27 protein-coding genes and 1 tRNA gene are annotated in these 23,119 nt (G+C 37.0%); 23 read left to right on the top strand and 5 right to left on the bottom strand.

Going from position 1 to position 23,119, the window contains the following annotated elements:
• Window positions 1-353 precede the first annotated feature (353 nt).
• Together pdxT and pdxS are read right to left on the bottom strand one after the other, a co-directional pair.
• Complete coding sequence (gene pdxT, locus GQ598_RS08375; protein ID WP_160403617.1) at window positions 354-944, bottom strand: pyridoxal 5'-phosphate synthase glutaminase subunit PdxT; 591 nt, start codon at window positions 942-944, stop codon at window positions 354-356.
• Window positions 944-1,831: a pyridoxal 5'-phosphate synthase lyase subunit PdxS gene (gene pdxS, locus GQ598_RS08370; protein ID WP_160403615.1), complete on the bottom strand. Its 888-nt coding sequence runs from the start codon at window positions 1,829-1,831 to the stop codon at window positions 944-946. The genes pdxT and pdxS overlap by 1 nt, the downstream gene beginning before the upstream one ends.
• Window positions 1,832-2,017: 186 nt before the next feature.
• On the opposite strand from pdxS, the gene GQ598_RS08365 reads away from it, so the two are divergent.
• The 3 genes from GQ598_RS08365 to GQ598_RS08355 all read left to right on the top strand — a co-directional run bounded on the left by GQ598_RS08365 (window position 2,018) and on the right by GQ598_RS08355 (window position 4,901).
• On the top strand, window positions 2,018-3,406 hold the full coding sequence (locus tag GQ598_RS08365; RefSeq protein WP_160403613.1) for a PLP-dependent aminotransferase family protein: 1,389 nt from the start codon (window positions 2,018-2,020) through the stop codon (window positions 3,404-3,406).
• A 503-nt stretch (window positions 3,407-3,909) separates the two neighbouring features.
• Window positions 3,910-4,173, top strand: a complete 264-nt coding sequence (locus GQ598_RS08360; protein WP_237410343.1) for an SWEET family sugar transporter — start codon at window positions 3,910-3,912, stop codon at window positions 4,171-4,173.
• Between the two features lie 407 nt (window positions 4,174-4,580).
• Window positions 4,581-4,901 (top strand): DUF1161 domain-containing protein, encoded by a 321-nt coding sequence (locus GQ598_RS08355; RefSeq protein ID WP_160403611.1) that lies wholly within the window; start codon window positions 4,581-4,583, stop codon window positions 4,899-4,901.
• A gap of 58 nt (window positions 4,902-4,959) precedes the next feature.
• Here the strand turns inward: GQ598_RS08355 and asnA are convergent, their stop codons facing one another.
• Window positions 4,960-5,952 (bottom strand): aspartate--ammonia ligase, encoded by a 993-nt coding sequence (asnA, locus tag GQ598_RS08350; protein ID WP_160403609.1) that lies wholly within the window; start codon window positions 5,950-5,952, stop codon window positions 4,960-4,962.
• A gap of 64 nt (window positions 5,953-6,016) precedes the next feature.
• Here asnA and GQ598_RS08345 point away from each other — a divergent pair, with 64 nt between their 5' ends.
• The 4 genes from GQ598_RS08345 (at window position 6,017) to GQ598_RS08330 (ending at window position 8,592) form a co-directional block, all read left to right on the top strand.
• Window positions 6,017-6,223, top strand: coding sequence for a hypothetical protein (locus GQ598_RS08345; protein WP_160403607.1), 207 nt, complete (start codon window positions 6,017-6,019; stop codon window positions 6,221-6,223).
• A 142-nt stretch (window positions 6,224-6,365) separates the two neighbouring features.
• A complete protein-coding gene (locus tag GQ598_RS08340; protein WP_370516535.1) occupies window positions 6,366-7,100 on the top strand; it encodes a basic amino acid ABC transporter substrate-binding protein in 735 nt (244 codons plus the stop codon).
• An 18-nt stretch (window positions 7,101-7,118) separates the two neighbouring features.
• Window positions 7,119-7,883: an amino acid ABC transporter permease gene (locus GQ598_RS08335; RefSeq protein ID WP_091346654.1), complete on the top strand. Its 765-nt coding sequence runs from the start codon at window positions 7,119-7,121 to the stop codon at window positions 7,881-7,883.
• Window positions 7,870-8,592 (top strand): amino acid ABC transporter ATP-binding protein, encoded by a 723-nt coding sequence (locus GQ598_RS08330; protein WP_091346656.1) that lies wholly within the window; start codon window positions 7,870-7,872, stop codon window positions 8,590-8,592. The genes GQ598_RS08335 and GQ598_RS08330 overlap by 14 nt, the downstream gene beginning before the upstream one ends.
• A 137-nt stretch (window positions 8,593-8,729) precedes the next feature.
• Here the strand turns inward: GQ598_RS08330 and fabB are convergent, their stop codons facing one another.
• Window positions 8,730-9,941, bottom strand: a complete 1,212-nt coding sequence (gene fabB, locus GQ598_RS08325; protein WP_091346658.1) for a beta-ketoacyl-ACP synthase I — start codon at window positions 9,939-9,941, stop codon at window positions 8,730-8,732.
• A gap of 281 nt (window positions 9,942-10,222) precedes the next feature.
• Between fabB and GQ598_RS08320 the strand changes: the two genes are divergently transcribed.
• Together GQ598_RS08320 and GQ598_RS08315 are read left to right on the top strand one after the other, a co-directional pair.
• Window positions 10,223-11,488 (top strand): putative DNA modification/repair radical SAM protein, encoded by a 1,266-nt coding sequence (locus GQ598_RS08320; RefSeq protein ID WP_160403602.1) that lies wholly within the window; start codon window positions 10,223-10,225, stop codon window positions 11,486-11,488.
• Between the two features lie 3 nt (window positions 11,489-11,491).
• Window positions 11,492-12,307, top strand: coding sequence for a TIGR03915 family putative DNA repair protein (locus GQ598_RS08315; RefSeq protein WP_160403600.1), 816 nt, complete (start codon window positions 11,492-11,494; stop codon window positions 12,305-12,307).
• Window positions 12,308-12,426: 119 nt separating this feature from the next.
• Here the strand turns inward: GQ598_RS08315 and GQ598_RS08310 are convergent, their stop codons facing one another.
• Complete coding sequence (locus GQ598_RS08310; RefSeq protein ID WP_160403598.1) at window positions 12,427-13,185, bottom strand: MlaA family lipoprotein; 759 nt, start codon at window positions 13,183-13,185, stop codon at window positions 12,427-12,429.
• Between the two features lie 125 nt (window positions 13,186-13,310).
• On the opposite strand from GQ598_RS08310, the gene GQ598_RS08305 reads away from it, so the two are divergent.
• The 14 genes from GQ598_RS08305 to GQ598_RS08240 all read left to right on the top strand — a co-directional run bounded on the left by GQ598_RS08305 (window position 13,311) and on the right by GQ598_RS08240 (window position 23,112).
• A tRNA-Arg gene (locus GQ598_RS08305) sits at window positions 13,311-13,382 on the top strand.
• A gap of 147 nt (window positions 13,383-13,529) precedes the next feature.
• Window positions 13,530-14,342, top strand: coding sequence for an integrase arm-type DNA-binding domain-containing protein (locus GQ598_RS08300; protein ID WP_160403596.1), 813 nt, complete (start codon window positions 13,530-13,532; stop codon window positions 14,340-14,342).
• 45 nt (window positions 14,343-14,387) lie between these two features.
• Window positions 14,388-14,867, top strand: a complete 480-nt coding sequence (locus GQ598_RS08295; RefSeq protein ID WP_160403594.1) for a DnaT-like ssDNA-binding protein — start codon at window positions 14,388-14,390, stop codon at window positions 14,865-14,867.
• The gene (locus GQ598_RS08290) at window positions 14,867-15,220 is read left to right on the top strand and encodes a hypothetical protein (RefSeq protein ID WP_160403592.1); all 354 of its coding nucleotides are present in this window, start codon (window positions 14,867-14,869) and stop codon (window positions 15,218-15,220) included. The genes GQ598_RS08295 and GQ598_RS08290 overlap by 1 nt, the downstream gene beginning before the upstream one ends.
• Entirely contained in the window at window positions 15,221-15,670 is a 450-nt protein-coding gene (locus GQ598_RS08285; protein WP_160403590.1) for an HK97 gp10 family phage protein, read from the top strand. It begins immediately after the preceding gene.
• Between the two features lie 3 nt (window positions 15,671-15,673).
• Window positions 15,674-16,081, top strand: a complete 408-nt coding sequence (locus GQ598_RS08280; protein WP_160403588.1) for a phage tail terminator-like protein — start codon at window positions 15,674-15,676, stop codon at window positions 16,079-16,081.
• A gap of 19 nt (window positions 16,082-16,100) precedes the next feature.
• Complete coding sequence (locus GQ598_RS08275; protein ID WP_160403587.1) at window positions 16,101-16,760, top strand: phage tail protein; 660 nt, start codon at window positions 16,101-16,103, stop codon at window positions 16,758-16,760.
• 11 nt (window positions 16,761-16,771) lie between these two features.
• Window positions 16,772-17,083, top strand: coding sequence for a phage tail assembly chaperone (locus GQ598_RS08270; RefSeq protein ID WP_160403585.1), 312 nt, complete (start codon window positions 16,772-16,774; stop codon window positions 17,081-17,083).
• Complete coding sequence (locus tag GQ598_RS08265; protein WP_370516534.1) at window positions 17,083-17,388, top strand: DUF1799 domain-containing protein; 306 nt, start codon at window positions 17,083-17,085, stop codon at window positions 17,386-17,388. Before GQ598_RS08270 ends, GQ598_RS08265 begins: the two co-directional genes overlap by 1 nt.
• 132 nt (window positions 17,389-17,520) lie before the next feature.
• A complete protein-coding gene (locus tag GQ598_RS08260; RefSeq protein ID WP_160403583.1) occupies window positions 17,521-18,219 on the top strand; it encodes a hypothetical protein in 699 nt (232 codons plus the stop codon).
• Window positions 18,220-18,278: 59 nt separating this feature from the next.
• Window positions 18,279-21,299 (top strand): phage tail tape measure protein, encoded by a 3,021-nt coding sequence (locus GQ598_RS08255; RefSeq protein ID WP_160403581.1) that lies wholly within the window; start codon window positions 18,279-18,281, stop codon window positions 21,297-21,299.
• A gap of 16 nt (window positions 21,300-21,315) precedes the next feature.
• Entirely contained in the window at window positions 21,316-21,657 is a 342-nt protein-coding gene (locus tag GQ598_RS08250) for a phage tail protein (protein WP_160403579.1), read from the top strand.
• Between the two features lie 325 nt (window positions 21,658-21,982).
• Window positions 21,983-22,729: a hypothetical protein gene (locus tag GQ598_RS08245; protein WP_160403577.1), complete on the top strand. Its 747-nt coding sequence runs from the start codon at window positions 21,983-21,985 to the stop codon at window positions 22,727-22,729.
• Window positions 22,726-23,112 (top strand): hypothetical protein, encoded by a 387-nt coding sequence (locus GQ598_RS08240; protein ID WP_160403575.1) that lies wholly within the window; start codon window positions 22,726-22,728, stop codon window positions 23,110-23,112. The genes GQ598_RS08245 and GQ598_RS08240 overlap by 4 nt, the downstream gene beginning before the upstream one ends.
• Window positions 23,113-23,119 lie beyond the last annotated feature (7 nt).

The raw sequence follows: 23,119 nt of genomic DNA, 5'->3' as shown, positions 1-23,119 counted from the left end.
GAACAAATTTGAACATCTGAGCAAAGCGAAGATGGCCTCGAAGAGGCGAGTATCAGGATGATACGAGTAATCATAGCCGGTGCGTTAAGACCGAGCGACGGCGTCGGGCAGCCGCAGGCCACATTCTGCAGCCAAGCGCGGGATTGCTAAGGGAATTCGCTTTAATTCCCTTAGCTCGGACGTGGTCACTGTAACTATTTTATTCACCCAAGGTCAAAACGTCCGAAACCTGCGCACCCGATTTATTCTATTCACCAACCCAAAAAAAGACCTGATTTTCCGCCAAAAATCGGTCAGAAAAGGTATTGATTTTATTAAAGTTTTTATTTTGCTGTTTTTACAGTATCACCCCTTTAACACCTATCAACAAAATAACGCATAATTCGATTATCCTTGCTTAATTCAGGATGAAAAGCACATACTAAAATATTACCTTGTTGTGCCATAATGCAATGCTTTCCAACGAATGCGAGTTGTTCAACAGTTTGTCCTGCTTTGGCAATATAAGGTGCGCGAATAAATATTGCTGGTATTTGCCTGCCAATCGTTGGTATCTCTAAGGTTGTTTCAAAGCTGTTAATTTGCCGTCCAAAGCCGTTGCGTTCAACACAAATATCCATTAAGCCCAACAATTCGACCTCGTTATGAGTTGTGCTATGACCGCAAAGCACCAGTCCCGCGCAGGTGCCTAATATGCCTTTGCCTTGTTTGGCAAATTGTTTTATCGGTTCGACAAGTCCATTTTGTTTAATTAAACGGCTAATGGTAGTCGATTCGCCACCAGGAATGATTAATCCGTCTAGCTTGGTTAATTGTTCAGGACGTTTAACTAGAGTTGTTTGTACATTGTTGATGCTATTAAGCATTGTTATATGCTCACTGACTGCACCTTGCAAATTGAGCACTCCAATGTTTTTAATGTCGTTATGAGCTAAAGTTGTCATTACCAACCTCGATCTTGCATTCTTTCTGATTGAGCAAGTGTACTGATTTCAATTCCTTTCATTGCGTTACCCAAGCCTTTTGAAAGCTCGGCTAAACGTGGATAATCGTCAAAATAAGTGGTTGCTTGGACAATGGCTTTAGCAAACTTTTCAGGATTTTGGGATTTGAATATGCCAGATCCAACAAAAACACCGTCAGCACCCAATTGTATCATAAGTGCCGCATCGGCAGGGGTTGCTATGCCACCAGCGGCAAAGTTAACAACAGGTAGTTTTTTTAACTGTTTGATTTGCAATACTAACTCATAAGGTGCACCTATCTCTTTGGCAAAAGTCATTAATTCATCTTTTGATTTGTTAGCAACTTGGCGAATTTGTTCGTTGACTTTACGCATATGGCGCACAGCTTCAACAATGTTGCCGGTGCCGGGTTCACCTTTGGTGCGTAGCATAGATGCACCTTCGCCAATTCGGCGTAGCGCTTCGCCCAGATCACGACAACCGCAAACAAATGGTACGGTGAATTCTTCTTTGAGTAAGTGATACTGTTCATCGGCAGGGGTGAGCACTTCGCTTTCGTCAATATAGTCAACGCCCATTGATTCTAAAATACGAGCTTCAACAATGTGACCAATGCGTGCTTTGGCCATCACAGGTATGGTGACCGCTTTCATGACTTGTTCAATAATAGTTGGATCAGCCATTCGAGCAACTCCACCCGCGGCGCGGATATCTGAGGGCACTCGCTCTAAAGCCATTACGGCAACTGCGCCAGCTTGTTCCGCTATTTGGGCTTGTTCTGCGTTAACTACGTCCATAATAACACCACCTTTTTGCATTTGTGCCATGCCTCGTTTAACGGTTTGTGTGCCTGTAATTGGGTTCATTTTTTTGCTCCTGATTCAATCAATAATGACAATATTGTCTAACTGCATTTAAGACTTTGTATTATTCAAAAATATAACACCACAAAAAACAGCCAATTGGACTATAATAGTACCATCCAATTTTGTAGTGTTTGCGGTAATAAACATGCCCAAGCAAGCCATGAAACCTGTTAAAGCGAAATAATCATGTGGGATCAGCAAAAACTAGCACCCTTGTCAGGGGCGCTTTTTAAGAAAGTGACACAGCTTATTGAAGATTATATTGAGCAAGGTATGTTGATAGCCGGCGAAAAATTGCCTTCTGAACGTGAATTGGCAAAAAAATTGTCTGTTAATCGTTCAACGGTTGTTCATGCCTTAGATTTGTTAACGGAACGTGGTGTGTTGATCCGTCGGCAAGGAAGCGGTACTTATGTCAATAATCAAAAATGGGGAATGCAAACCTATTCATCTATTCATTGGCGTTTACCTGCGCATTTTTATCAAAATAAGCAATCGGTTTATCAACAAAAATCGGCACAAATGCGTACACAATTATCCATTTGTGATCTGGCTAATGGTGATTTACCAACGTATTTGATCCCCAAACTTCAGTTACCCAATGTCTCATTAGACGAATTGATTATGCACGAAAAAAATAGCGATACATTACAATTGGGGTTGCCATCACTAAAGATGCAAATTGCTGTTTATATGCAAAAGCAGTTTGCGATGCAAGTTGATCCTGAAGAGATTTTAATTACATCGGGCACACAGCAATCGTTGTTTTTGATTACACAGGGGTTGCTTAAACCCGGCGATTCGGTGGGAATTGAGTCGCCGTCTTATTTTTATTCTTTGCCACTGTTTCAAGCGGCCGGATTACGTTTGTACGGTATTGAGTGTGATAATGATGGTATCACGCTTGAAAGTCTTGCTAGCTGTGTGCAACAACATCACATAAAATGGTTGTTTTTAAATCCTGTCTTCCAAAATCCGATGGGTTTTGTCATGAGCCATGAACGCAAGAAAGAAATATTGGCATTTTGTCGATCTCAATGTATTGGGATTGTTGAAGATGATGCTTATAGTAGTTTAGCGTTTAGACGTGATTTGGCCGTATCACCAATTAAAAAATTTGAACAGCATAACCAAGTTATTTATCTGGGTTCGCTATCAAAATATATAGGGAGAAATATTCGCGTCGGGTGGATGGTTGCCCCACGTGATATTATCGAAAATCTAGCAAAAATTCGACAACATATCGACTCAGGGTTAAGCATTTTGCCACAATTATTGGCGCAAGAGTATTTGCAACATCACTACGTAAGCCATCAACAGCAGTTATGCCAAGCGTTGCAAGTTAAAGCTGAACAGTTAATGCAGTGGTTAGATAGTTATTTTGGCAGTGATATTACTTATCAAGCTCCACTGGGTGGCTTTCACTTGTATGCTTATTTACCAGTGAACACGGTTGCACAAGAATCTGCTTTGCTTAATCAGCTGTTATTAGATGGTGTGATTGTGTCGCAAGGTGCCAGTTTTGGCGATGGTCTTGGTGCAATTAGGTTAAGTTATGGTCATTTTGAATTATAACTAAAATAAAACTATTGTTATGATTGTTTAATATTTGATCTTAAATAAATTTATAAATTAATCATGATGTTAAAAAGTTATCAACAGGATTGTTCAACACTTATTAAGTCATACAGTGAATAAATATTTGGTTTTTTTTGGGGGGGATATTGACTCTGTAGCTAAAATTATTAATTGACTATTATTGTACTAAGCGAACTGTACTAAAATAATCAAAAAAATGTTAAAAAATATTAAATCGTTTAACCAATTATTGAAATTAGTTATGCCTTGTTATTTGTTATCACGTACCATAATTAATTATTGATTGTTATTTTATTCTATTGATTAATAGTTAATTTTTTTATAAATCTTAGGCAGTAATGCAAGGTGACTGAATTGCTTGTCTTATTTTAATACAATTTACAGGATTAAGCTTTAGAGGGTGGATTGCTGATAGTAGTCTAACTAGCTATAATTGAAGACACAAGATGATAAATCATAAATGCTATTAGGAGGCTATTTTGCATCTTTCACCAAAAGCTTTTCATATTTTAGGTATTATCGCCACGATAGCATCATTAGGAATGTATGTTTCTTATATTCCGCAAATCATCGATAATTTGCATGGATTAAAATCCAATCCAACTCAACCACTAGCAGCAGCCATTAATTGTTCGCTTTGGGTCTGTTATGGATTATTGAGAGAAAAGAAAGACTGGCCAATTGCTATTGCCAATTCCCCTGGTGTCCTTTTTGGGTTAATTGCTTTTTTAACTGCTTTATAATTTGCACCAAGCGATTGAATGAGCGCCAATCAATTTTGTTTAGTGGTTGTTTTTTTTACCTACTAATCAACACAGGAAAATTTTAGTAAAACTAAAAAAAAGAGTGGCTATTTTTATCAAAATAAGATTGAAAATAAAGTCGTTTAATATTTAACCTTTAAAAAAATAAGTTATTAATCATAATATTATTGAGTTATTAACAGGTTTATTAATCACTTATCAAATTGTATAGTGAATAAATTGAAGTCATCGGTTTGTTTTAATATTACCCAACAGAATAATAATCTTGTTGGATGTGTAATTATATTTGTAGGCTGTTTTTAATCGCCATTAAAAGTTGATAGACAGTGTAATCAATAGTTTTACAATGCATTCAATAATCAAATCACATATAAAAGGGAAAGAAAATGAAAAAATTAATCGGTGTGTTTTTACTTAGTTTACCTATGTTAGCTGCGGCATCCAATTGTGACGAAATCAGTGCCAATATTGCTGAAAAAATTAAAAATAATGGTGTTGATCCATCTCATTTTCAGCTTAAATTTGAACCTGCTGACAAATCAGGGGAACAAATTGAAGGTAAAATTGTAGGATCGTGCGATCGTGGTCAGCAACATATTGTTTACGTTCGTTTAGATGGTGTTGCTACTGAAAATCATCCATCACAATCTACGCCAAAAAATACTGAATCAGCTCCAGTACAAAGTGATGAGCCAGTGACAAATTAATTTAAATTTTTTAAGCAAAAAAATAGGGCGCTAGGCCCTATTTTTTGTTGGTGATTGGTTATAATAAATTACTGTAATTTGCTTTGACATCATCGTCCCATACACTTGCTTGTACTTGGCCTATGTGCTTTTGTTGCAGAAGTAACATTGTTAAACGCGATTGGCCAATGCCACCACCAATTGTTTGCAACAGATCGCCATTGATTAACGCTTTATGCCAATCAAATTGTAAGCGGTCTTCATCATTAGTCAGCTTTAATTGATGTTTTAGTGCTTCAGCATTGACACGAATCCCCATTGATGAAATTTCAAATGCACTATTTAAAATCGGGTTCCAGACTAAAATATCACCATTTAAGCCTTTAGATCCTAAATCATTTACGCTACTCCAGTCATCATAGTCGGGAGCACGGACGTCGTGTTTTTCATTATTCGATAATTTACCGCCAATACCAATTAAAAACACTGCACCAAGTTCTTTGGTTATTGCATTTTCGCGCTCTTTAGAGGATAAATTTGGGTAACGTTTTAATAATTGTTCACTATCAATAAAGGTGATAGATTCAGGTAAAAATCGCGAAATATGATATTGTTGTGATACTGCCTTTTCAGTTGCCTTAATGGCGGCATAAATATTGTCAACGGTCTGTTTTAGATAAGTTAAATTGCGATCTTCAGGGCGAATCACCTTTTCCCAATCCCATTGATCGACATAAACCGAATGAATTGGCGAAAGCTTATCTTCATCAGGGCGCAATGCCTTCATATTAGCATAAATTCCTTCGCCAGCTTCAAAATGGTGATCACTTAAAATTTTACGCTTCCATTTAGCCAGTGAATGTACCACTTCATATTGCGTATTAGGGATCGCCTTCACTTTAACTTGCACGGCATGTTCTGTACCAGATAAATTATCTTGAATACCATCGCCAACTTTACTTAGTAATGGAGCTTGCACTTCGATTAGTGACAAACGTTCGGCAAGTTGGCTGGCAAAAAACTGCTTAACAAAGCTGATTCGTTGCTGCTGCTCTTTAAATGATATCGTCATGTTTACGCTCTAGTTATTTATTTAATTTTCCGTGTATAAGTAAAGTAAACTAGATGAGTGAATTTTGCAAGATGAAGATAAAAAGCAATACAGAGTGAAGAATGTACTCATTGTTGTTGTGATTTTGTCGCTGTATATTATTGGTGTGATGTATCTTCTGGAATTATTTTTACAAAATAGCAAATCATCACTCAAAAATCAGTTAGAAAACATATTGGTTTTATTTGGTTTTTTATGGCTTTTATCTAAAACTATCTTTATCTTTCCCTAAAACCCAAAAACACTATCATCAATGCATCTTATTTAAATATTAAGTTGCAATATTTTGTTCAAAAGTTATCATGTTTTTTCCATTTATTTACAATTAGGAAGTCATGATGAAGTCTTTTTTTTCGTTAATCTTTGCTAGTAGTATGCTTGTTTTTAGTGCTTTTTCTTATGCTGATGAGCCAACTTATGTGGTTGGTGCAGGTGGGACTTATCGTCCATTTGAATTCGAAAATAGCCAACGTGAGTTAGAAGGCTTTGATATTGATCTGATTAAAGCAATTGCAGATGCTGAGCATTTTAATATTAAACTGATTAATACCCCTTGGGACAGTATTTTTGCAAGTCTAAATAATGGTGAGCGCGATATTATTATTTCTGGAATTACGATTACCGATAAACGTAAAAATTCAGTTGATTTTTCGTTACCTTATTTTCCAGCAGAACAAGTTATTGTGACTCAACAAGGATCTAATATTACCTCGCTTACTGATTTGAATACCAAAACAGTAGGGGTTGTTAATGGTAGTACGGCTGATGTTGTTGTCTCGAAAGTTTTAGGTCGTAATAGCCGCGCTATTAAGCGTTTTGATAATACACCGCTTCTTTTACAAGATTTGTATGAGCAAGGTATTGATGCCGCTGTTAGTGATGTTGGGGTAGTTAAGTTTTATATCAAAATGCATCCCGGTAAGGATTTTAATTTGATTTCTGATTCAAATTTTGAACCTCAATATTTTGGTATCGCTGTTGCGAAAGGCAATCAAAAGTTAAATGATAAAATCAATGCAGGGCTTAAAAAAATTGTTGCTGATGGAACTTATAACAAAATTTATCGTAAATGGTTTGATGACAACGTACCAACTTTACCAATTAATTAATTTGGGCAATAGGTTTTAGTGATGGGATTTAACTGGGATATTATACAAGATTATCTACCGCTGTTTATTGATGGCGCAATAATGACAGTGACTTGCACTGTTGTTTGTGTAGTGCTTGGTACTTTTTGGGGCTTAATATTAGGAATTGGTCGGGTTGCTCAATGTCGGCATGGTATTTATAAATATGTGCTGTGTGTGTTGGTTAAGTGGCCGGTGAAAATTTATGTTAGTGCCTTTCGTGGTACGCCATTATTTGTGCAAATTATGGTGACTTATTTTGTTGTTATGCCATTTTTGTTACATCCTAATAACGGTATTTTGGTGTCCGATTATTTGATTTCGCCAGAAGTTGCCCGATATTTACGTGTTCAATATGGCGCGTTTATTTCGTGTATATTAGCAATTACGTTGAATGCTGGTGCTTATATTTCTGAAATATTCCGTGCCGGCATTCAATCCATCGATAAAGGGCAAATGGAAGCTGCCCGATCGCTGGGTATGGGTTATGGCAGTACAATGCGCAAAGTTATTTTGCCACAAGCCTTTCGCCGAATGTTACCGCCTTTGGGCAATAATGCGATTGCTATTTTAAAGGATTCATCATTAGGTTCAGCTATTGGGCTTATTGATTTGGCTTATGCGGCTAGAACTGCGGGTGCCGCCAATGCGGTTTATGCTGAACCTTATTTTGTTATTTCTATTGTTTATTGGTCTATGACGTTTTTATTATCACTCCTTGTGAAATATATGGAAAAAAGGTTAGGCAAAAGTGATTCACATTAAAAATCTACAAAAACAGTTTGGTGATATCCATGTATTGCGTGGTATTACGTGTGATATTCAAGAAAAAGAGGTCATTTCGATCATTGGGCCATCAGGGTCGGGTAAGAGTACTTTTTTGCGTTGTATTAATGCGTTAGAAGATATCACATCGGGCGAAATTGTCGTTAATGGTTTTAAAGTACATGACCCTAAAACCAATATTAATCATCTGCGTGAATCGGTAGGTATGGTGTTTCAGCGTTTTAATCTGTTCCCCCATATGACGGTATTGCAAAATTTGATTTTAGCGCCAATGGATGTTAAAAAAATGGCGAAAACTGATGCTATTGCTAAAGCTGAAAGTTTGCTTGTTAAAGTCGGTTTGATTGATAAGATCGACGCTTACCCAAGTCAATTATCTGGAGGTCAACAGCAACGCGTGGCAATAGCTAGGGCTTTGATGATGGAACCAACAGTGATGTTATTTGATGAGCCTACATCTGCGCTTGATCCTGAACTCGTTGGTGAGGTGCTTGCTGTCATGAAGTCATTAGCGCAAGAAGGCATGACTATGATTGTTGTTACCCATGAGATGGGTTTTGCACGGGAAATGTCCAGCCGTGTGATTTTTATCGATCAGGGAATTATTCAAGAGCAGGGCTCGCCCGAGCAGATTTTTAAATATCCGCAAAACGAACGTACTAAGTTATTTTTGAGTAAGGTGCTATAACTGTTAATATAGTTATTGCTGTTTTTAGGTGTTCCTTTTGTCAGCAGTAAGTTGGTTAGTCAGTGGCATTGTTTTAGCAATAAAAAAAACCGTTCATTACAGAACGGTTTTTTTATGAATATAGTTAAATTTGCTTATTAACCCTTGTATTTTTTCATGACAATTGAGGCGTTTGTACCACCAAAACCAAAGCTATTTGACATGACAGTGGTAAGTTCACGCTCGGTTGGTTCGGTAATAATGTTCATACCAATTGCTGCTTCATCAAGTTCATCAATATTAATGCTTGGCGTAATAAAGCCATGTTCTAACATTAATAATGAATAAATAAGCTCTTGTGCACCAGTTGCACTTAATGAGTGACCTGTCATTGATTTGGTTGATGAAATCGCTGGAATGTTGTCACCAAATACTTGTTTGATTGCCCATAACTCTTTGACATCACCCACAGGGGTTGATGTGCCGTGGGTGTTGATGTAATCAACCGGAACATCTAAATCTTGAATAGCAAGTTGCATACAGCGCATTGCACCTTCGCCTGATGGGGCAACCATATCATGACCGTCTGATGTTGCACCATAGCCAACAAGTTCACCATAAATATGAGCACCACGCGCAAGGGCATGTTCTAATTCTTCGACAACAACCATGCCGGCACCACCTGCAATAACAAAACCATCACGGTTTTTATCATAAGCGCGTGATGCTTTTTCTGGGTTGTCGTTATATTTGGTTGATAAAGCACCCATAGCGTCGAATTCGCAAGACATTTCCCAACACAGTTCTTCACCACCACCGGCAAAAACGATATCTTGCTTGCCAAGTTGAATCAGTTCGGCTGCGTGACCAATACAGTGAACTGATGTTGCACAAGCAGATGTCATTGAGTAGCTAATCCCTTTGATTTTAAATGGGGTTGCTAAGCAAGCCGAAATTGCCGATGACATTGATTTAGTTACAGCATAAGGACCAACACCACGTAGGCCTTTTTCTTTCATGCCTGCAACGACATTGTATTGTGTTTTGGTTGAGCCACCATAACCAGCAATTAAACCAGTGCGAGGGTTAGAGACTTGTTCCGGAGTCAATTTTGCATCTTCAATGGCTTGTTGTAAAGCTAGATAACCATAAATAGAAGCGTCATTCATGAAGCGAACAACTTTGCGATCAATCAGTCCTGTCGTGTCGAGTTTGACATTCCCGCATACATGGCTACGCATTCCGCTATCTTTCATTTCTTGGGAAAAGGTAATACCACTACGACCGATTTTTAGTGATTCTAAAACTTCTTTAGTATTATTCCCAATACTTGAAAGAATTCCTAACCCTGTAATTACAACACGTTTCATTTACTATTTAGCTCCTAAGTTATCTGGCTTCATACAAAAAAGTGCGTTGATTATAGCGTACACTTGTAAGCTGAACAATACCTTGCCGTATTTTTTATTTGTATCTCTTAATATCGCCTTGATATTTAAATAAATAAAACAATTAAACCTAAATAAAACAGCTTAATAAAGCGACGCTAAAGAGCTCGAATTGTAGCTATTTTAGCTCGCAATATTTGCTTGCCAATCTTTAGATGATTGCTATATACTGTACAAATAAACAGTGTTTTAATAGGTTGAATATGTCTGAAAAAATAATAACCAAACTTGAAATATTAGCCGAATCAGCAAAATATGATATTTCTTGCTCGTCAAGTGGCGCATCAAGAAGTAATAAAGCTAAAGGTATTGGTAATGCACATAAATCTGGTATTTGCCACACCTTTACTGCCGATGGAAGGTGTGTTTCGTTACTTAAAATTATGCTGACAAATTATTGCATGTTTGATTGCGCTTATTGTATTAACCGGCAAAGTAATGATATTCCAAGAGCGGGCTTTACCCCGCGCGAGCTAGCCAATTTGACTATTGAATTTTATCGCCGTAATTATATCGAAGGCTTATTTATCAGTTCGGGGATTGTTAGAAGTCCAGATCATACTATGGAAAGAATGATTAGAGTGGTAAAAATTTTGCGTAATGAGCATGGCTTTAATGGCTATATACATATGAAAGCAATTCCCGGTGCGAGTAACGATCTAATTAATCAAGCAGGTTTATTAGTTGATAGGATGAGTGTTAATTTAGAAATTCCAACCGAAGAAAACCTCAAATTACTTGCGCCCGAGAAAGATCATCAAAGCATTTATCAACCTATGCGGCAAATTCATCAAAATGTATTAGAAAATATCGAAGATCGCAAAAAATTTCGAACCACACCCAAATTTGTACCTGCAGGGCAAAGTACTCAAGTTATTATTGGTGCGACAGATGAGTCGGATAAGCAAATTTTGCAATTAACCTCCAAACTTTATAAACGACCAAGTATGAAGCGAGTTTATTATTCGGGATTTATTCCGGTAAATGGTTACGATAGACGGCTGCCTGTTGTGCAAGAAGTACCAAGAGTACGCGAAAACCGTTTATACCAAGCCGATTGGTTATTGCGTTTTTATGATTTTAATGTCGATGAAATCGTTAACGATCAATATCCCGATCTGGATTTAACGGTCGATCCCAAATTGGCTTGGGCAATCCGTAATCCGCAGTACTTTCCAGTTGATGTTAATCGTGATAGTTATCAAAAAATATTACGAGTGCCAGGCATTGGAGTTAAGTCTGCCAAGTTAATTGTGATGGCAAGGCGTCATCGAAAGCTTACTCTTGACGCGCTTAAACGCATTGGCGTTGTTTTAAAACGTGCACAATTTTTTGTTGTTTGTCACGAAATGAGAAAATTTAAATTACTCAATTCATCGGCCGAATATATCCGACTTACGTTGCAAGATCCGCCTTTGCTAGAAGATAAACAGACAAATACTCCACAGCAACTAGTGATGGGCTGGTAAATTATGCTGGCGTTTTATTATGATAAGAGCTTTGAAAGCTTGCTTTGTGCTGTGTTTGATGCTTTTAAACTCAAAAAAATGCCTGAATGCTTATTAACCACAGGGCAGGTTGAGCCGTTGTTAGTGTCTGATAGGCATCATGTTGAATTTTGCGATGTAAAATATGAACGAGTACGGGTAGCATTAATTAACAAGATTAGCAAAGTTGCGCTTCGTCATTTGATGTATGTTTGGCTGTCGGAATTGCCTGAAAGTGATTTGATTGTGTTTCGTTACATTTGTAAGGTATTTAAATCATCTAAATCAATCGAAACTGATTTTGCCGATCAAGATGTGCTAACTGTGCATGATATTGCTAAAAAAGTGAGCAGGGAGCGGCATCGAGTGATGCAATTTGTACGCTTTAATGCCATCAATAATCCACTTAAAGATGTTGTTGAGCCTAACGATAGGGATGATAAGATCTATTTTTCGATCATAGCACCTATTTATAATGTTTTGCCGTTGGTGCTTAAATTTTTTAAAGAGCGCTTTGCTGATCAAAAATGGGCAATATATGACGAAAAGCGTGAATATGGTTATATCTATAATTTACACGGGATTGAACCTGTGTCGCTTATTGATAAAGATGATCTGATTATAAATAGCCAAGTTAATCAGCAGTATCTAACCAAAGACGAAGCGCTATTTCAAACTATGTGGCAACGCTATTGCAATGCGTTAACCATCAAAGAACGCATCAATCCTAAATTACAGCGCCAGCAAATGCCAAGCCGATTTTGGCATTATTTGCCAGAAATGAAACCAATATCGAACTAAATAGGCAAATAAAAGCGGCTAAATTAGCGTCATCATAAATAAAAGACCATAAAAAACCGCCAATTAATGGCGGTTTGTTTATTAGTGTGATTTAACACAACAGCATAATTTAATTAAAGTTATTGTGAATCGATATCATTAATAACATCATTAATCGCTTCTTCACGTTGTTTTTGCTTGCCTTCGTCGACTTTACCGCCCGATGCCACAAAGTCATTACGTTGGAAGTAAGCATTACGCATAAAGTTATAAGGGTCATCGCTATTTTTTATTAAATCTTCATACTCGATCGCGACCGCACGTGCTTCAATACCGTCAAACGCACCACGCACTAACGCCCATTGCCAATCTAACCAAACAAGAGGTGGATAAAGAGAGTCAACTACGCTACCACCTTCGTTTCTTAACGTTGCTGATCCATAAAACGGTAACACAACATAAGGGCCATAAGGCACATCGTAATGGCCTAGTACATCACCAAAACTCCGTTTGCCACCTTTTTGTAATTGTGGATCTGACATACTAGCAACATCCATTAAACCCGCAAAACCGAAAACGGTATTTAAAAAGAATCGAGCTAAATGCGTGCCTGCTTTATGAACATCACCTTGTAATAAATTGTTCACCATTGAAGCAGGTTCAGACAGGTTAGAGGAAAAGTTAACCACACCTTTGCGGACAGGGGAAGGAACGTAATCTTTCCAAGCGACTGCCGTAGGGCGCAAAATATAAGGATCAAGCGCATAGTAGTTAACATCAAACATGGTTTTGTTAAAGCCAGATAACGGGTCACTATAGGAATTATTTTCGGCCTGATAAGTAGCGCAACCTGTGAGTGCCATTACAGAAAACATCATACCAACGATTCGTTTTTTCATAGTATCTTCAATTAAAAGTAATGAGGTTAAATTTGAGATAATTGTATCATGATTACCTAAAATAAAAAATTTTTCGTTATTTAAATGGCATTATCTTTGTAAATTTATTAAAATGAGCCCCCTATGACCTCATAGTTAAATGGATATAACGAGCCCCTCCTAAGGGCTAGTTGCAGGTTCGATTCCTGCTGGGGTCGTATTAACGAATAAGATTTAAAACGACACTCTACGATTCAAGCTTTATTTTAACAGTGTTTTAAGGTATTTCGACACGACTAAACACGATTCTAAACGATTGACAACGCAAACATTTAAACGGTATATTTACGGTATATTTTAATACCATGACCAAAAATACCGTAATTATGCTAACTGTAAAAGCCATTGAATCAGCAAAACAAAAAGAAAAACCGTACAAGTTGCCAGACTTTGAAAGCCTATATCTATACATCACACCTACAGGAACTAAATCTTGGCGCTATGATTATCAGTTCAACGGCAAAAGAAAAACGCTAACGATCGGTAAGTATCCGTATATTAGTTTAGCAGATGCACGCAACGAAAAAGAATTAGCTCGGCAGATGCTTGCTTACGGCAAAGATCCTGCTGTTGAGCGAAAAAGAAAAACTTTACTTGCTAATATCGCGCAAGGAAATACTTTTAAAAAAATAACCCTTGAATGGTTTGATACAAAAAAACGGAATTGGTCTATCAATACCAGAGAAATGATTATTCGGTATTTTGAAAAAGATATATTCCCGTTCGTTGGCGATATGGATATTGCGCAAATCAAGCCTCTAGTAATGCTAAACTGTTTAAAACAAATAGAAAATAGAGGTGCATTGGAAATTGCAAAAAAAATGCGTCAACGTTGTACCGAGGTTTTTCAATATGCAATTATTACCGAAAGGGCAGAAAACAATCCAGCGCGTGAATTAGCTAAAGCTATGGTCACACATACGCCAGAAAATTACGCCTTTCTAATGGAAGATGGTATGCGTGAATTTATGAAAGCATTGCAATCGTATTCGGGTAATATTTTAGTTCGTTATGCTACAGAATTATTAATATTGACTGCCGTCAGGACTATGGAATTATTGAGTTGCAAATGGGAATATGTAGATCTGGATAAACGATACATAATTCTGCCAAAGTAAATAATTAAAACAAAGGGCTTTACGCCCTTTTTTATGGAGCAATGAATGATTAATGCCGATCTTAATTCTAGCAACTTTAACAGTTATGCAAGCATTGATGATTTAGAGCATTTTGCTAACGCAAGAGATATAAGTTTACCTGACAATAAAGAATCATTGCTCATTAAAGCAATGGACTATTTGAATGGATTAAATTGGGCAGGTAAGAAAGCCAAACAAAGCCAAACTTTACCATTTCCTAGAAAGAATATTGTTTTGGATGGCTATTTATTACCTAGCAATGAGATCCCAACTCCACTAATAAAAGCTCAATGCATGTTAGCTATTGAAGCTATTTCGGGTGATTTATTACCTAGTGTGCGTGAAGCTCCAGTAAAGTCGGAGTCTATAGCTGGCGCGTTAACAGTAGCTTATGCGGTCGATGAATCAGGCTTTAAACCGCAGTATACTGCTGTTATGTCAATATTGGGTGATTTGGTTGTTAGCAGTGGGTTTTCAATAAATTGTATTGCCGAGAGGTCGTGATGGTGAACTTTTATGAACGTTCATTTAATACAGCCTTGAAGCTCCTTTCAAAATACGGCATGGAATACTCAGTATTAAGAAAGGGTAAGGTATCGATTGTTAACGGTAAAGAAGTTATTACCGAAAATCAAACCTTTACAACAATTGGCATAAAAACCAATTATAACCCAATTGAGATTGACGGAACAGTTATTCAGTCTGGAGATATTCAGATGGTTTTTTCTGCTGATGTTGAGCTGAAAATCAACGATATTGTAATCATTGACGGTGAAAAATATCTGATTAAACAGCCAAATCCAGTAAAACCTGCTGATGTTCTTATATGCTACAAATCACAGTTAAGGAAAGCTTAAATGTCGAATAGTCAAAATTTTCTATCGTCTATCAATGCGTTTGTAGATAAAGCGAAAGCAAAAAATGAGCTTGTTGTTAAAAAGGCTAGTATCGAAATATTGCAAGACATTATCAGAATGTCACCAGTTGGACAGCCTGAATTATGGCAAGGTTATGCACCCAAAGGCTATGTCGGTGGACGTTTTCGGGGTAATTGGCAAGTTACCTTTAATGTGCCCGCATCTGGTGAATTGGATAGAATAGATCCGTCTGGAGTGGAAACATTAAAAGATGGTATCGAGCAAATTGGGCGGTATACTTACGGCGTTCAGTCAATCTACTTTACTAACAACCTACCTTATAGCGTGAGATTGGAATTTGGACACTCTAAACAAGCGCCTAACGGCATTGTCAGGGTCGCCGCACTAAACGCTCAAGCTCATTTCGACAACGCCGCAAAAGGAGGTTAATAATTGATTTCGACAATTTCAGAATTGCTCGAATCGCATTTAGATATCATTGCCAACCAACTGGGTTTACCAATCATTTATGAAAACATCGAAGCAACACCTAATGACGAAATCTACTTAAAATCTAATATATTGCCAGCTATCACAACAGCCTTTGATTTAGACGGTGATTCAAGGATTTACAAGGGTGTTTACCAAGTTAGCGTAGTTGCTCCAATTAACACTGGTAAATCACGCTCTCAGCAAATATCAGAATCGATTATTAAGCATTTTCAACTCAACACAGAGTTAACCAAAGATAATTTTTCACTTTACATCAACTCAATACCTAGTGTTTATCCTGCTATCACAGATAAAACCACTTACACCATCCCAATTAGCATGAATTACCGTGCTGATACATTAATTTAATTAAATTAGGAGTTTTACTATGGGTTTTGCATTACCTAACGGCGCACGTGTTTACGTGCAAAAATCAAAAGGCGAGGCTTTAGCATTTGAAACTATTACAAACGCCAAAGAAGCGGTTGTTACATTGAAAGCGAATCACGGGCTTATGGTCGGCGATGAGGTTCTAATCACGTCGGGTTGGGCAAGGCTTAATTACGTTGTGGCCAAAATTACTCGGGTTAATGCTGCGGACGTAACATTGGGCAATATTAACACCAGCAATGTAAATATGTTTCCTGTTGATGAGGGTGCTGGGACGGTTACTAAAATTACATCTTGGGAACGTTTACCTCAAGTCAAAGAAGTTTCAACCGAGGGTGGCGAGCAACAATATGTTCAAATTCAATTCCTTGAAGATGACAAAGAAAAGCAATTGCCGACCATTAAATCGGCGAAAAGTAAAAGTTACACCATTGCTCATGACAGTTCTTTACCAGCTTATCCTGTGCTTCAAGAATTGGATCAAACAAACGATGTGGTAGCAATGAAAATGTATGTACCAAAAGCAAAGGAAACTCGCTACGACGCTGTACGTGTGTCATTTGACCCAACACCTGAGACGACTATCAACGAGATTGAAACCGTAAAAATCAATACGACAGTTGAATCACCAGCAATCACATTTTATAAAGATAGATAAGGAAAAACTAAATGGCAAAATTTAAATTAGTCGCAGAACCAACGTTTAAGTGTAATGTCTTAATTCCTCGTGCAGGTCAAGAGGACGGGCAAATCGAACTAACCTTTAAACATTATTCAGCAGATAAGCTCGCTAAACTTGAAGATGAAGTTAAAGATAAACAAATTATCGATATTGTCATGAAAATAGTTCAAGGCTGGAGTTTGGATGAAGAATTTAATCAAGAAAATATGCAAATCTTATTAAATAACTATCCTGCTGCTTGGCGTGCGATAACCGATACATACTATAAAGAAATGTTAGGTCAGCGCGAAAAAAACTAATTGAACTTGCCATTGCTCTATATACCCCCGAGCCGTCAAAAGATGAACTGGCGGCATTTGGTCTAACCGAAGATGATTACGCTGATGAGTATGTAGAAATATGGCAAGAAAATTTAGGTGCTTTTAAGCTATTTAAAGCAATGTCCACCCAGTGGCGTACAAGCATGGGTGGCGTTACAGGGCTTGATTACAATTGCTTACCATGGGTTATGAAAGTTAACAACATAGCTGAAAACGAGACTATTTTGAACGATATTCAAATCATGGAAAGCGAAGCCCTGAAATTAATGCACAAATCAAAATAATTGTTAGTTTAAAGGGTAACATTTGAAAAATCACCCATCAGTCATCAATAACAGTCAAACTGCCTTCGGGTGGTTTTTTATTGCTCTTAGTTAATAAATTTCATACTATTACCAAAAAATAAGGAGAATGGTATGAAAAAGACTTTACTAGCAGGTTTAATTGGGTTTGCATTAGTCGGGTGTGTGAGTGATATTAAGTATAATTATGTGCCAGAGGTTGCTCAAAAAAGCTATCCTGATCTTAATGTAGTTACGACTACGTATATAGGTGATGATATGGTTCGCCAAGGCAACGTTAAAACAATGGATGTAATTTCGTTTCCAGTAGCAACTCAAGTTAATAATTATTGGTACTCTTATATCATTGATGCGGGTGATTATCCTAAGCTAGGTGAAGATAAAAAATATTTATTTTTTGCGGCAAGAAGTGTAAACGGGAATTCTATTGTGAAAAGTTTCAATGTTCCTGCGGCTCCGATAGGTATGAGGGTTAGTAAAGATTCGTCTAAAAATGAAGTGTGTATATCTTTTGCAACAGGGACTGATTTTTGTGAGAATCATAAACAGTTTACTTATAAAAAGGTTAGTGTGACGAGTCAGGATGGATTCCAGCAAACACTGATTTATAACGGTAAGGTTGGTAATAAAATTAATATAGGATATCGAGAATTTAATAACGATATGGCTCGTCCAGCTTTTTCTAATAATGCTGAGTATGATTTATCGCGTTCTACGGTGATAAGATATAAAGGTGCTGTTATTGAGGTTTTGCAAGCCACAAATCAACATATAAAATATAAAGTTATTAGCAATTTTAATACTCCTCACTAAGAAAATAGCACTTAAACATCAACCCGCTTAGGCGGGTTTTTTAATATCTGGAGAAAATTATGGCAGAAGAAATCACATCACTAAAGCTTAAGATTGATGTGCAAAGCGTCGATGAAGCGAATAAAAAACTAGATGATTTTAGTAAAAAGGCGGAGGGTGCGGCGTCTGCTACTGATGAGTTCGAAAACTCACAACAAATTATCAAAAGTTCATTATCTCGAACGGCTAAAGAGGTTGACGAAGTTCATCGACGTATTGCTGAATATCGTAAAAACCTTACAGCAAATACAAACTCAGCGAAAAAATTTGCTGAATCTAGCGATAGATTATATGTTGGTTTTCGAAATCAAATTGACAGCTTAAAAGATGTTAATACTGCCTCAAAAGAGCTTGCAAGAGTTAGAAAAATGCTTGCAAAAACTTATAAAAACGGTCGAATAGATATCCACAATTATAGCCAATTACTCTCAGATATCGCAATCAAGCAAAAAGAAGTAACGACTGCTGAAAACATTGCAAGCAAAGCGCGAACTGATTTTTTAAATAAATTAAAAGCGCAGGTTGCTACTCAGAATCTATCAAAAGAGCAATTATTGCGATATCAAGCTGCGCAACTCGGGGTTAGCTCATCTGCTGATGTTTATATTAGAAAACTAACGCAAGCAACGAAAGAAACCCAAAAATTAGGCACAGCGTCTTTAGCTACTAAGCACCAGTTAGCTACAATGACGACACAGATGATGCGAGGAAATTTCACAGGTCTACAAACTTCTAGTATGTCTATGATCATGAAAAATGGCATAGGTAATACTTTTAGCACGCTGTTAACCTCGTTGAATCCCGTTAACATCGGTATTTCAGCAATGGTCGGATTGCTCGGTAGCATGATACCGAAGCTTTTTGAGACTGAAAGTGCTACAGATAAATTAGCAGCGGCGCAAGATCGTTTAAATAGGGTGCTGAATACAGACAAAAAAACTGGTTTTACTTTCTTGTCTGACGATATGATGCAGTTACTTAAGAAAAATAGGCCGTTAGTTGAAGGGTTGTTAAAATCAAGCGAAAGAGATGTAAAAAAAACTATTTCAGGAATTAAGGCTCAGCTTCAAGACGGATTTAAAGATGCTGAAGTAGGGTGGAAAGAAACGCTTAAGAGGCTCGGGCGTAGCGGCACTTCGGATTTAGATGCAGTTCTTGATTCTATTCAACAGCTCACTAAAGGCGGACAGGATTTAAGTGCAGCGCTTAAAAATGTTAATGATGAAGCTTTGGAATCAGCATCTGGCATTAGAAGTAAAGTTTCTAGTTATGCAGAATATTTCGATATAACAGAAGAGCAAGCTCAAGATCTACTGGTTGATTTGTCTAACATTAAAGCTGAGACAGATTCAATTAAAGCATCAGAAAAGATTAATGACTTAATTAATAAACTTGGAAATTTATATAAAACTTCTGACAATGGCAATGACAAGTTTCAAGGGCTAATTAATGGATTAATTGAAATTGCAAATAAAGCAAGCGACGCCTCATTAAAGTTACAGCTTTTAAAAGCAATAAGTGGGAATGCAGATAAAGCAACAGATCCAACAAAAAGCCCATTCTACCAATACTCACAAATGATTATGACGCGTAGCGAGCGTGCAAAAGCTGAAATTGAGGAGATGAATAAAAAGGCTGATGAAGCTAACAAAATATATAAGAAAGGGCAAGATGGTTATGTAACTGATGACATGAGAAAAAAAGCAGCAGCACAGATTAGAGCCAGCAACGCCGAAAAAACAAGCTCAGCAACTAGTTTATTACGCACATCACAACAGCAAGAAATCAGCTTAAAAAGTCAGCTTCAAGCACTGCGAGAGCAAAGTTTAACAGTTAACACGATTACTTCAGAGCGCAAAAAGTACTTTGATTTACAAGCTCAGATTCAAACGCTAGAAAGTGCTGGCAATAAATCAAGAATGTCAGCGCACGAAAAATATGTACTTGCGCATAAGAATGCTTTACTTGCTCAGTTTGCTAAAAATGCAGCTATTAGTGAAGAAATTGCACAATACGAAACAGCGACTAAAGCACTTCGTAAAATGCAAGAGTACACAACAAACTTATCTGCAAAATCTCAAGCTAGCCAAGCCACGTTCGGTATGACGTCAAAAAATGCGAATCGCTACAATGAAATGTCAGAGCTTGACGCTCAGCGTGATATTGCTTTAAAAGGTACGACAAATCCGAATGAAATAGCAAAAATCACCGAGGAATACAACAAGGCAAAACAAGCGCTACAACAAAGCTGGCAGCAGGAAGACATTAATCAAACTGATTGGTTCGCAGGGCTAAAAGTGGGGCTAAGTGAGTTTTCAGATAGTGCAACAGATGCTTTTAGTAACTTTCGTGACATGGCACAGCAATCAATGAACACGGTAAGTAGTGCGTTGACTGAATTTGTGACAACAGGAAAAATGAGCTTTAAGTCACTAGCCAAATCAATACTCACAAATATTATTGAGATTATCAATAAACTAATCGTAGCGCAAACTATCCAATCAGCCATGGGTTGGATGGGTTTTGGCGGAGGCGGGGCTGGTGCAGCAACTGGTGGGCTACAGCAAGCTTATAACGGTGGATTGATTCGAGGTTACGCAACTGGTGGGGATGTTGGATACAGTATTAAATCGTGCGGATTTACAGGACGAGGCAACAAGTATGAACCAGCAGGCATTGTTCACAAGGGCGAGTTTGTATTCACCAAAGAAGCGACAAAACGCCTTGGCGTTGGCAATCTTTACGCGTTGATGAATGAAGCACAGCGAGGGTACGCAAGCGGTGGAGCAGTTAATCTTGGTCACGCATCGCCAATTGCTTTTACTCGTAAGTCTAATAAATCATCAAGCGCTATAAATGTTAATACTAATGTGACATTAAACATGGAATCTAATAGTGAATCAGGGGCGGCTAACTCAAGCATTGATGCAAATTCTATTGAAAGTCAAGCTGCTGCAATAATTGATCGGCGCGTAAATGAAACGATAAAAAAACTTGTTTCACCGGGCGGTGATTTATATAACCTGATGCGCGCAAGATAGGTATTAGGAGGAGGAAATGACAATAGATGTTTTTAAATGGAAAACAATGGGCAATCCGAAACATACAGATTCATCAAGCATTAACGAAGCTGGATTTGGTGACGGATATGTCCAGTTATCCAGTAATGGTATTAATAATACAAGTGAGACTTGGGACGTAACTTATACAGGATGCATCAATGAAATAAAAGAAGTTCGTGATTTTTTAAACTCACACATCATAAAGTCGTTTAAGTGGAAAAATCCGTACGGCGAAGAAAAATTGTATCGAGTTGTGAATAAATCTATCGAATCCGAATTTGTTGGCGGCAGAGTTGTTTCATTATCATTCAAATTTATTCAAGCTTATTCGCCTTGATTAAAAATTGGTCAGAAAACGTATTGATTTTATTAAAGTTTAATACCTGCATGGTGGAAATCACCATTTAGTAAGGCAAAACCACCTTAGGGTGGTTTTTATTATCAGTTATCTTCATAATGAAGACGACTTAAAGCTAATGTGTTGATTTGTAAGGTAACCCAAATTTGGATTACGAGCGGCGTGTAACAGTCAAATATATAGTACCTATTAATTTTTGTGATTAGTATAAATTTTCTTTACTAAGTTAGCTTTGTTAACTATACTGCAAAAATATTTATTCACTAATATAAGCTAATTATAGGTTAATAATAAATATAAAACCATGAAAGCAAAGCCAGCAACAAAAGCATTTGATATACAAACTAAATTAACGCCTTATCTTTATAGTAATAAGGAATTAAGTGAGTTTGAATTTAAAATGTATGAAAGAGAAGTTAACTCAATACCTGATTATATTCAAAGAAATAATACGTTGGGGCTGTTATATGCTGTTCAAAAAAACGATGCTCTAATGGAACTGCACTTTGAAAGCGCATTATCATGTGCTTTTGATTTGGATATTTTATCTAATTATGCTGTGCTGTTAAATCATTGTTCTTTATTTAAAAAACAGAAACAGGTTTTATTTGATTATAGAGAATATTTGAATACTCCAGCATTATTAAAACATCTTCTTAATGTTGTTTCTATATATTTGGATTCCAATATGGCTGAATTTATCTGTAAAAAAGCTGTTGAGATAAAATGCGATGGTTTTTTTATTAATGCATTTTATGTGCGCCAAATGCAGATTTTAGAGGTAAGGAAGATGACGAATTGCTCTGATGCTCAAATTGCTTTATTAGTAGATATTTGTTCAAGTATTCTTAAAAAATATAATCAAGTTTGTGATTCTCTGAAGTTAGAAACTGTGGCTGGTGGACACTCTGTTTTTGGTATAGCTACGGATAGTGTTGATATATTAGTTGATATGAATTTCGAATTAGCGGATAGAGTATCAGAAACTCCCGAGTTGGACTCTTGTAAATTAACTGCTGTATTTAGACCATTTAAAAGGGTTGAATTATGAGTGTATCGGGCGATGACTTTTTAAATTCAGCTACTGATTTTCTCAGTAATGAGCGAGAAATAGATTATCGCAATTTTATTTCTCGTGGATATTATGGAATGTACCATAAAATATCAACAATACTAAAATACAATCCTAAGGTTTCAATATCTCACCATTCGGCTCTTATTGAATATTTAGGAACCCCGTCACAGCATAAAAACGAACCATTTGATTCTAATAAATTAAAATCATTATCATATATTCTTAAGCAAGAAAGACTAATGAGAAATAAAGCCGATTATGATATTAATCATACAGAGATAACTATTTTGGATGTTGACCAGTCAAAAAGAACTCATGATCAGTTTCGTAGTCGGATAAATGAATTATTAAATCGGTAGCAATTAA

This window comes from Gilliamella sp. Pas-s95 (assembly GCF_009795795.1).
Lineage (GTDB): Bacteria > Pseudomonadota > Gammaproteobacteria > Enterobacterales > Orbaceae > Gilliamella > Gilliamella bombicola.
The sequence above is the reverse complement of the archived record's forward strand: the minus strand, read 5'-3'. Positions and strand labels throughout refer to the sequence as shown.

Coding starts and splice junctions, on each gene's coding strand:
- pdxT (WP_160403617.1), bottom strand. CDS start 944: ATGACAACTTTAGCTCATAACGACATTAAAAACATTGGAGTGCTCAAT.
- pdxS (WP_160403615.1), bottom strand. CDS start 1,831: ATGAACCCAATTACAGGCACACAAACCGTTAAACGAGGCATGGCACAA.
- GQ598_RS08365 (WP_160403613.1), top strand. CDS start 2,018: ATGTGGGATCAGCAAAAACTAGCACCCTTGTCAGGGGCGCTTTTTAAG.
- GQ598_RS08355 (WP_160403611.1), top strand. CDS start 4,581: ATGAAAAAATTAATCGGTGTGTTTTTACTTAGTTTACCTATGTTAGCT.
- asnA (WP_160403609.1), bottom strand. CDS start 5,952: ATGACGATATCATTTAAAGAGCAGCAGCAACGAATCAGCTTTGTTAAG.
- GQ598_RS08340 (WP_370516535.1), top strand. CDS start 6,366: ATGCTTGTTTTTAGTGCTTTTTCTTATGCTGATGAGCCAACTTATGTG.
- fabB (WP_091346658.1), bottom strand. CDS start 9,941: ATGAAACGTGTTGTAATTACAGGGTTAGGAATTCTTTCAAGTATTGGG.
- GQ598_RS08320 (WP_160403602.1), top strand. CDS start 10,223: ATGTCTGAAAAAATAATAACCAAACTTGAAATATTAGCCGAATCAGCA.
- GQ598_RS08315 (WP_160403600.1), top strand. CDS start 11,492: ATGCTGGCGTTTTATTATGATAAGAGCTTTGAAAGCTTGCTTTGTGCT.
- GQ598_RS08310 (WP_160403598.1), bottom strand. CDS start 13,185: ATGAAAAAACGAATCGTTGGTATGATGTTTTCTGTAATGGCACTCACA.
- GQ598_RS08300 (WP_160403596.1), top strand. CDS start 13,530: ATGACCAAAAATACCGTAATTATGCTAACTGTAAAAGCCATTGAATCA.
- GQ598_RS08295 (WP_160403594.1), top strand. CDS start 14,388: ATGATTAATGCCGATCTTAATTCTAGCAACTTTAACAGTTATGCAAGC.
- GQ598_RS08290 (WP_160403592.1), top strand. CDS start 14,867: ATGGTGAACTTTTATGAACGTTCATTTAATACAGCCTTGAAGCTCCTT.
- GQ598_RS08285 (WP_160403590.1), top strand. CDS start 15,221: ATGTCGAATAGTCAAAATTTTCTATCGTCTATCAATGCGTTTGTAGAT.
- GQ598_RS08275 (WP_160403587.1), top strand. CDS start 16,101: ATGGGTTTTGCATTACCTAACGGCGCACGTGTTTACGTGCAAAAATCA.
- GQ598_RS08270 (WP_160403585.1), top strand. CDS start 16,772: ATGGCAAAATTTAAATTAGTCGCAGAACCAACGTTTAAGTGTAATGTC.
- GQ598_RS08260 (WP_160403583.1), top strand. CDS start 17,521: ATGAAAAAGACTTTACTAGCAGGTTTAATTGGGTTTGCATTAGTCGGG.
- GQ598_RS08255 (WP_160403581.1), top strand. CDS start 18,279: ATGGCAGAAGAAATCACATCACTAAAGCTTAAGATTGATGTGCAAAGC.
- GQ598_RS08250 (WP_160403579.1), top strand. CDS start 21,316: ATGACAATAGATGTTTTTAAATGGAAAACAATGGGCAATCCGAAACAT.
- GQ598_RS08245 (WP_160403577.1), top strand. CDS start 21,983: ATGAAAGCAAAGCCAGCAACAAAAGCATTTGATATACAAACTAAATTA.
- GQ598_RS08240 (WP_160403575.1), top strand. CDS start 22,726: ATGAGTGTATCGGGCGATGACTTTTTAAATTCAGCTACTGATTTTCTC.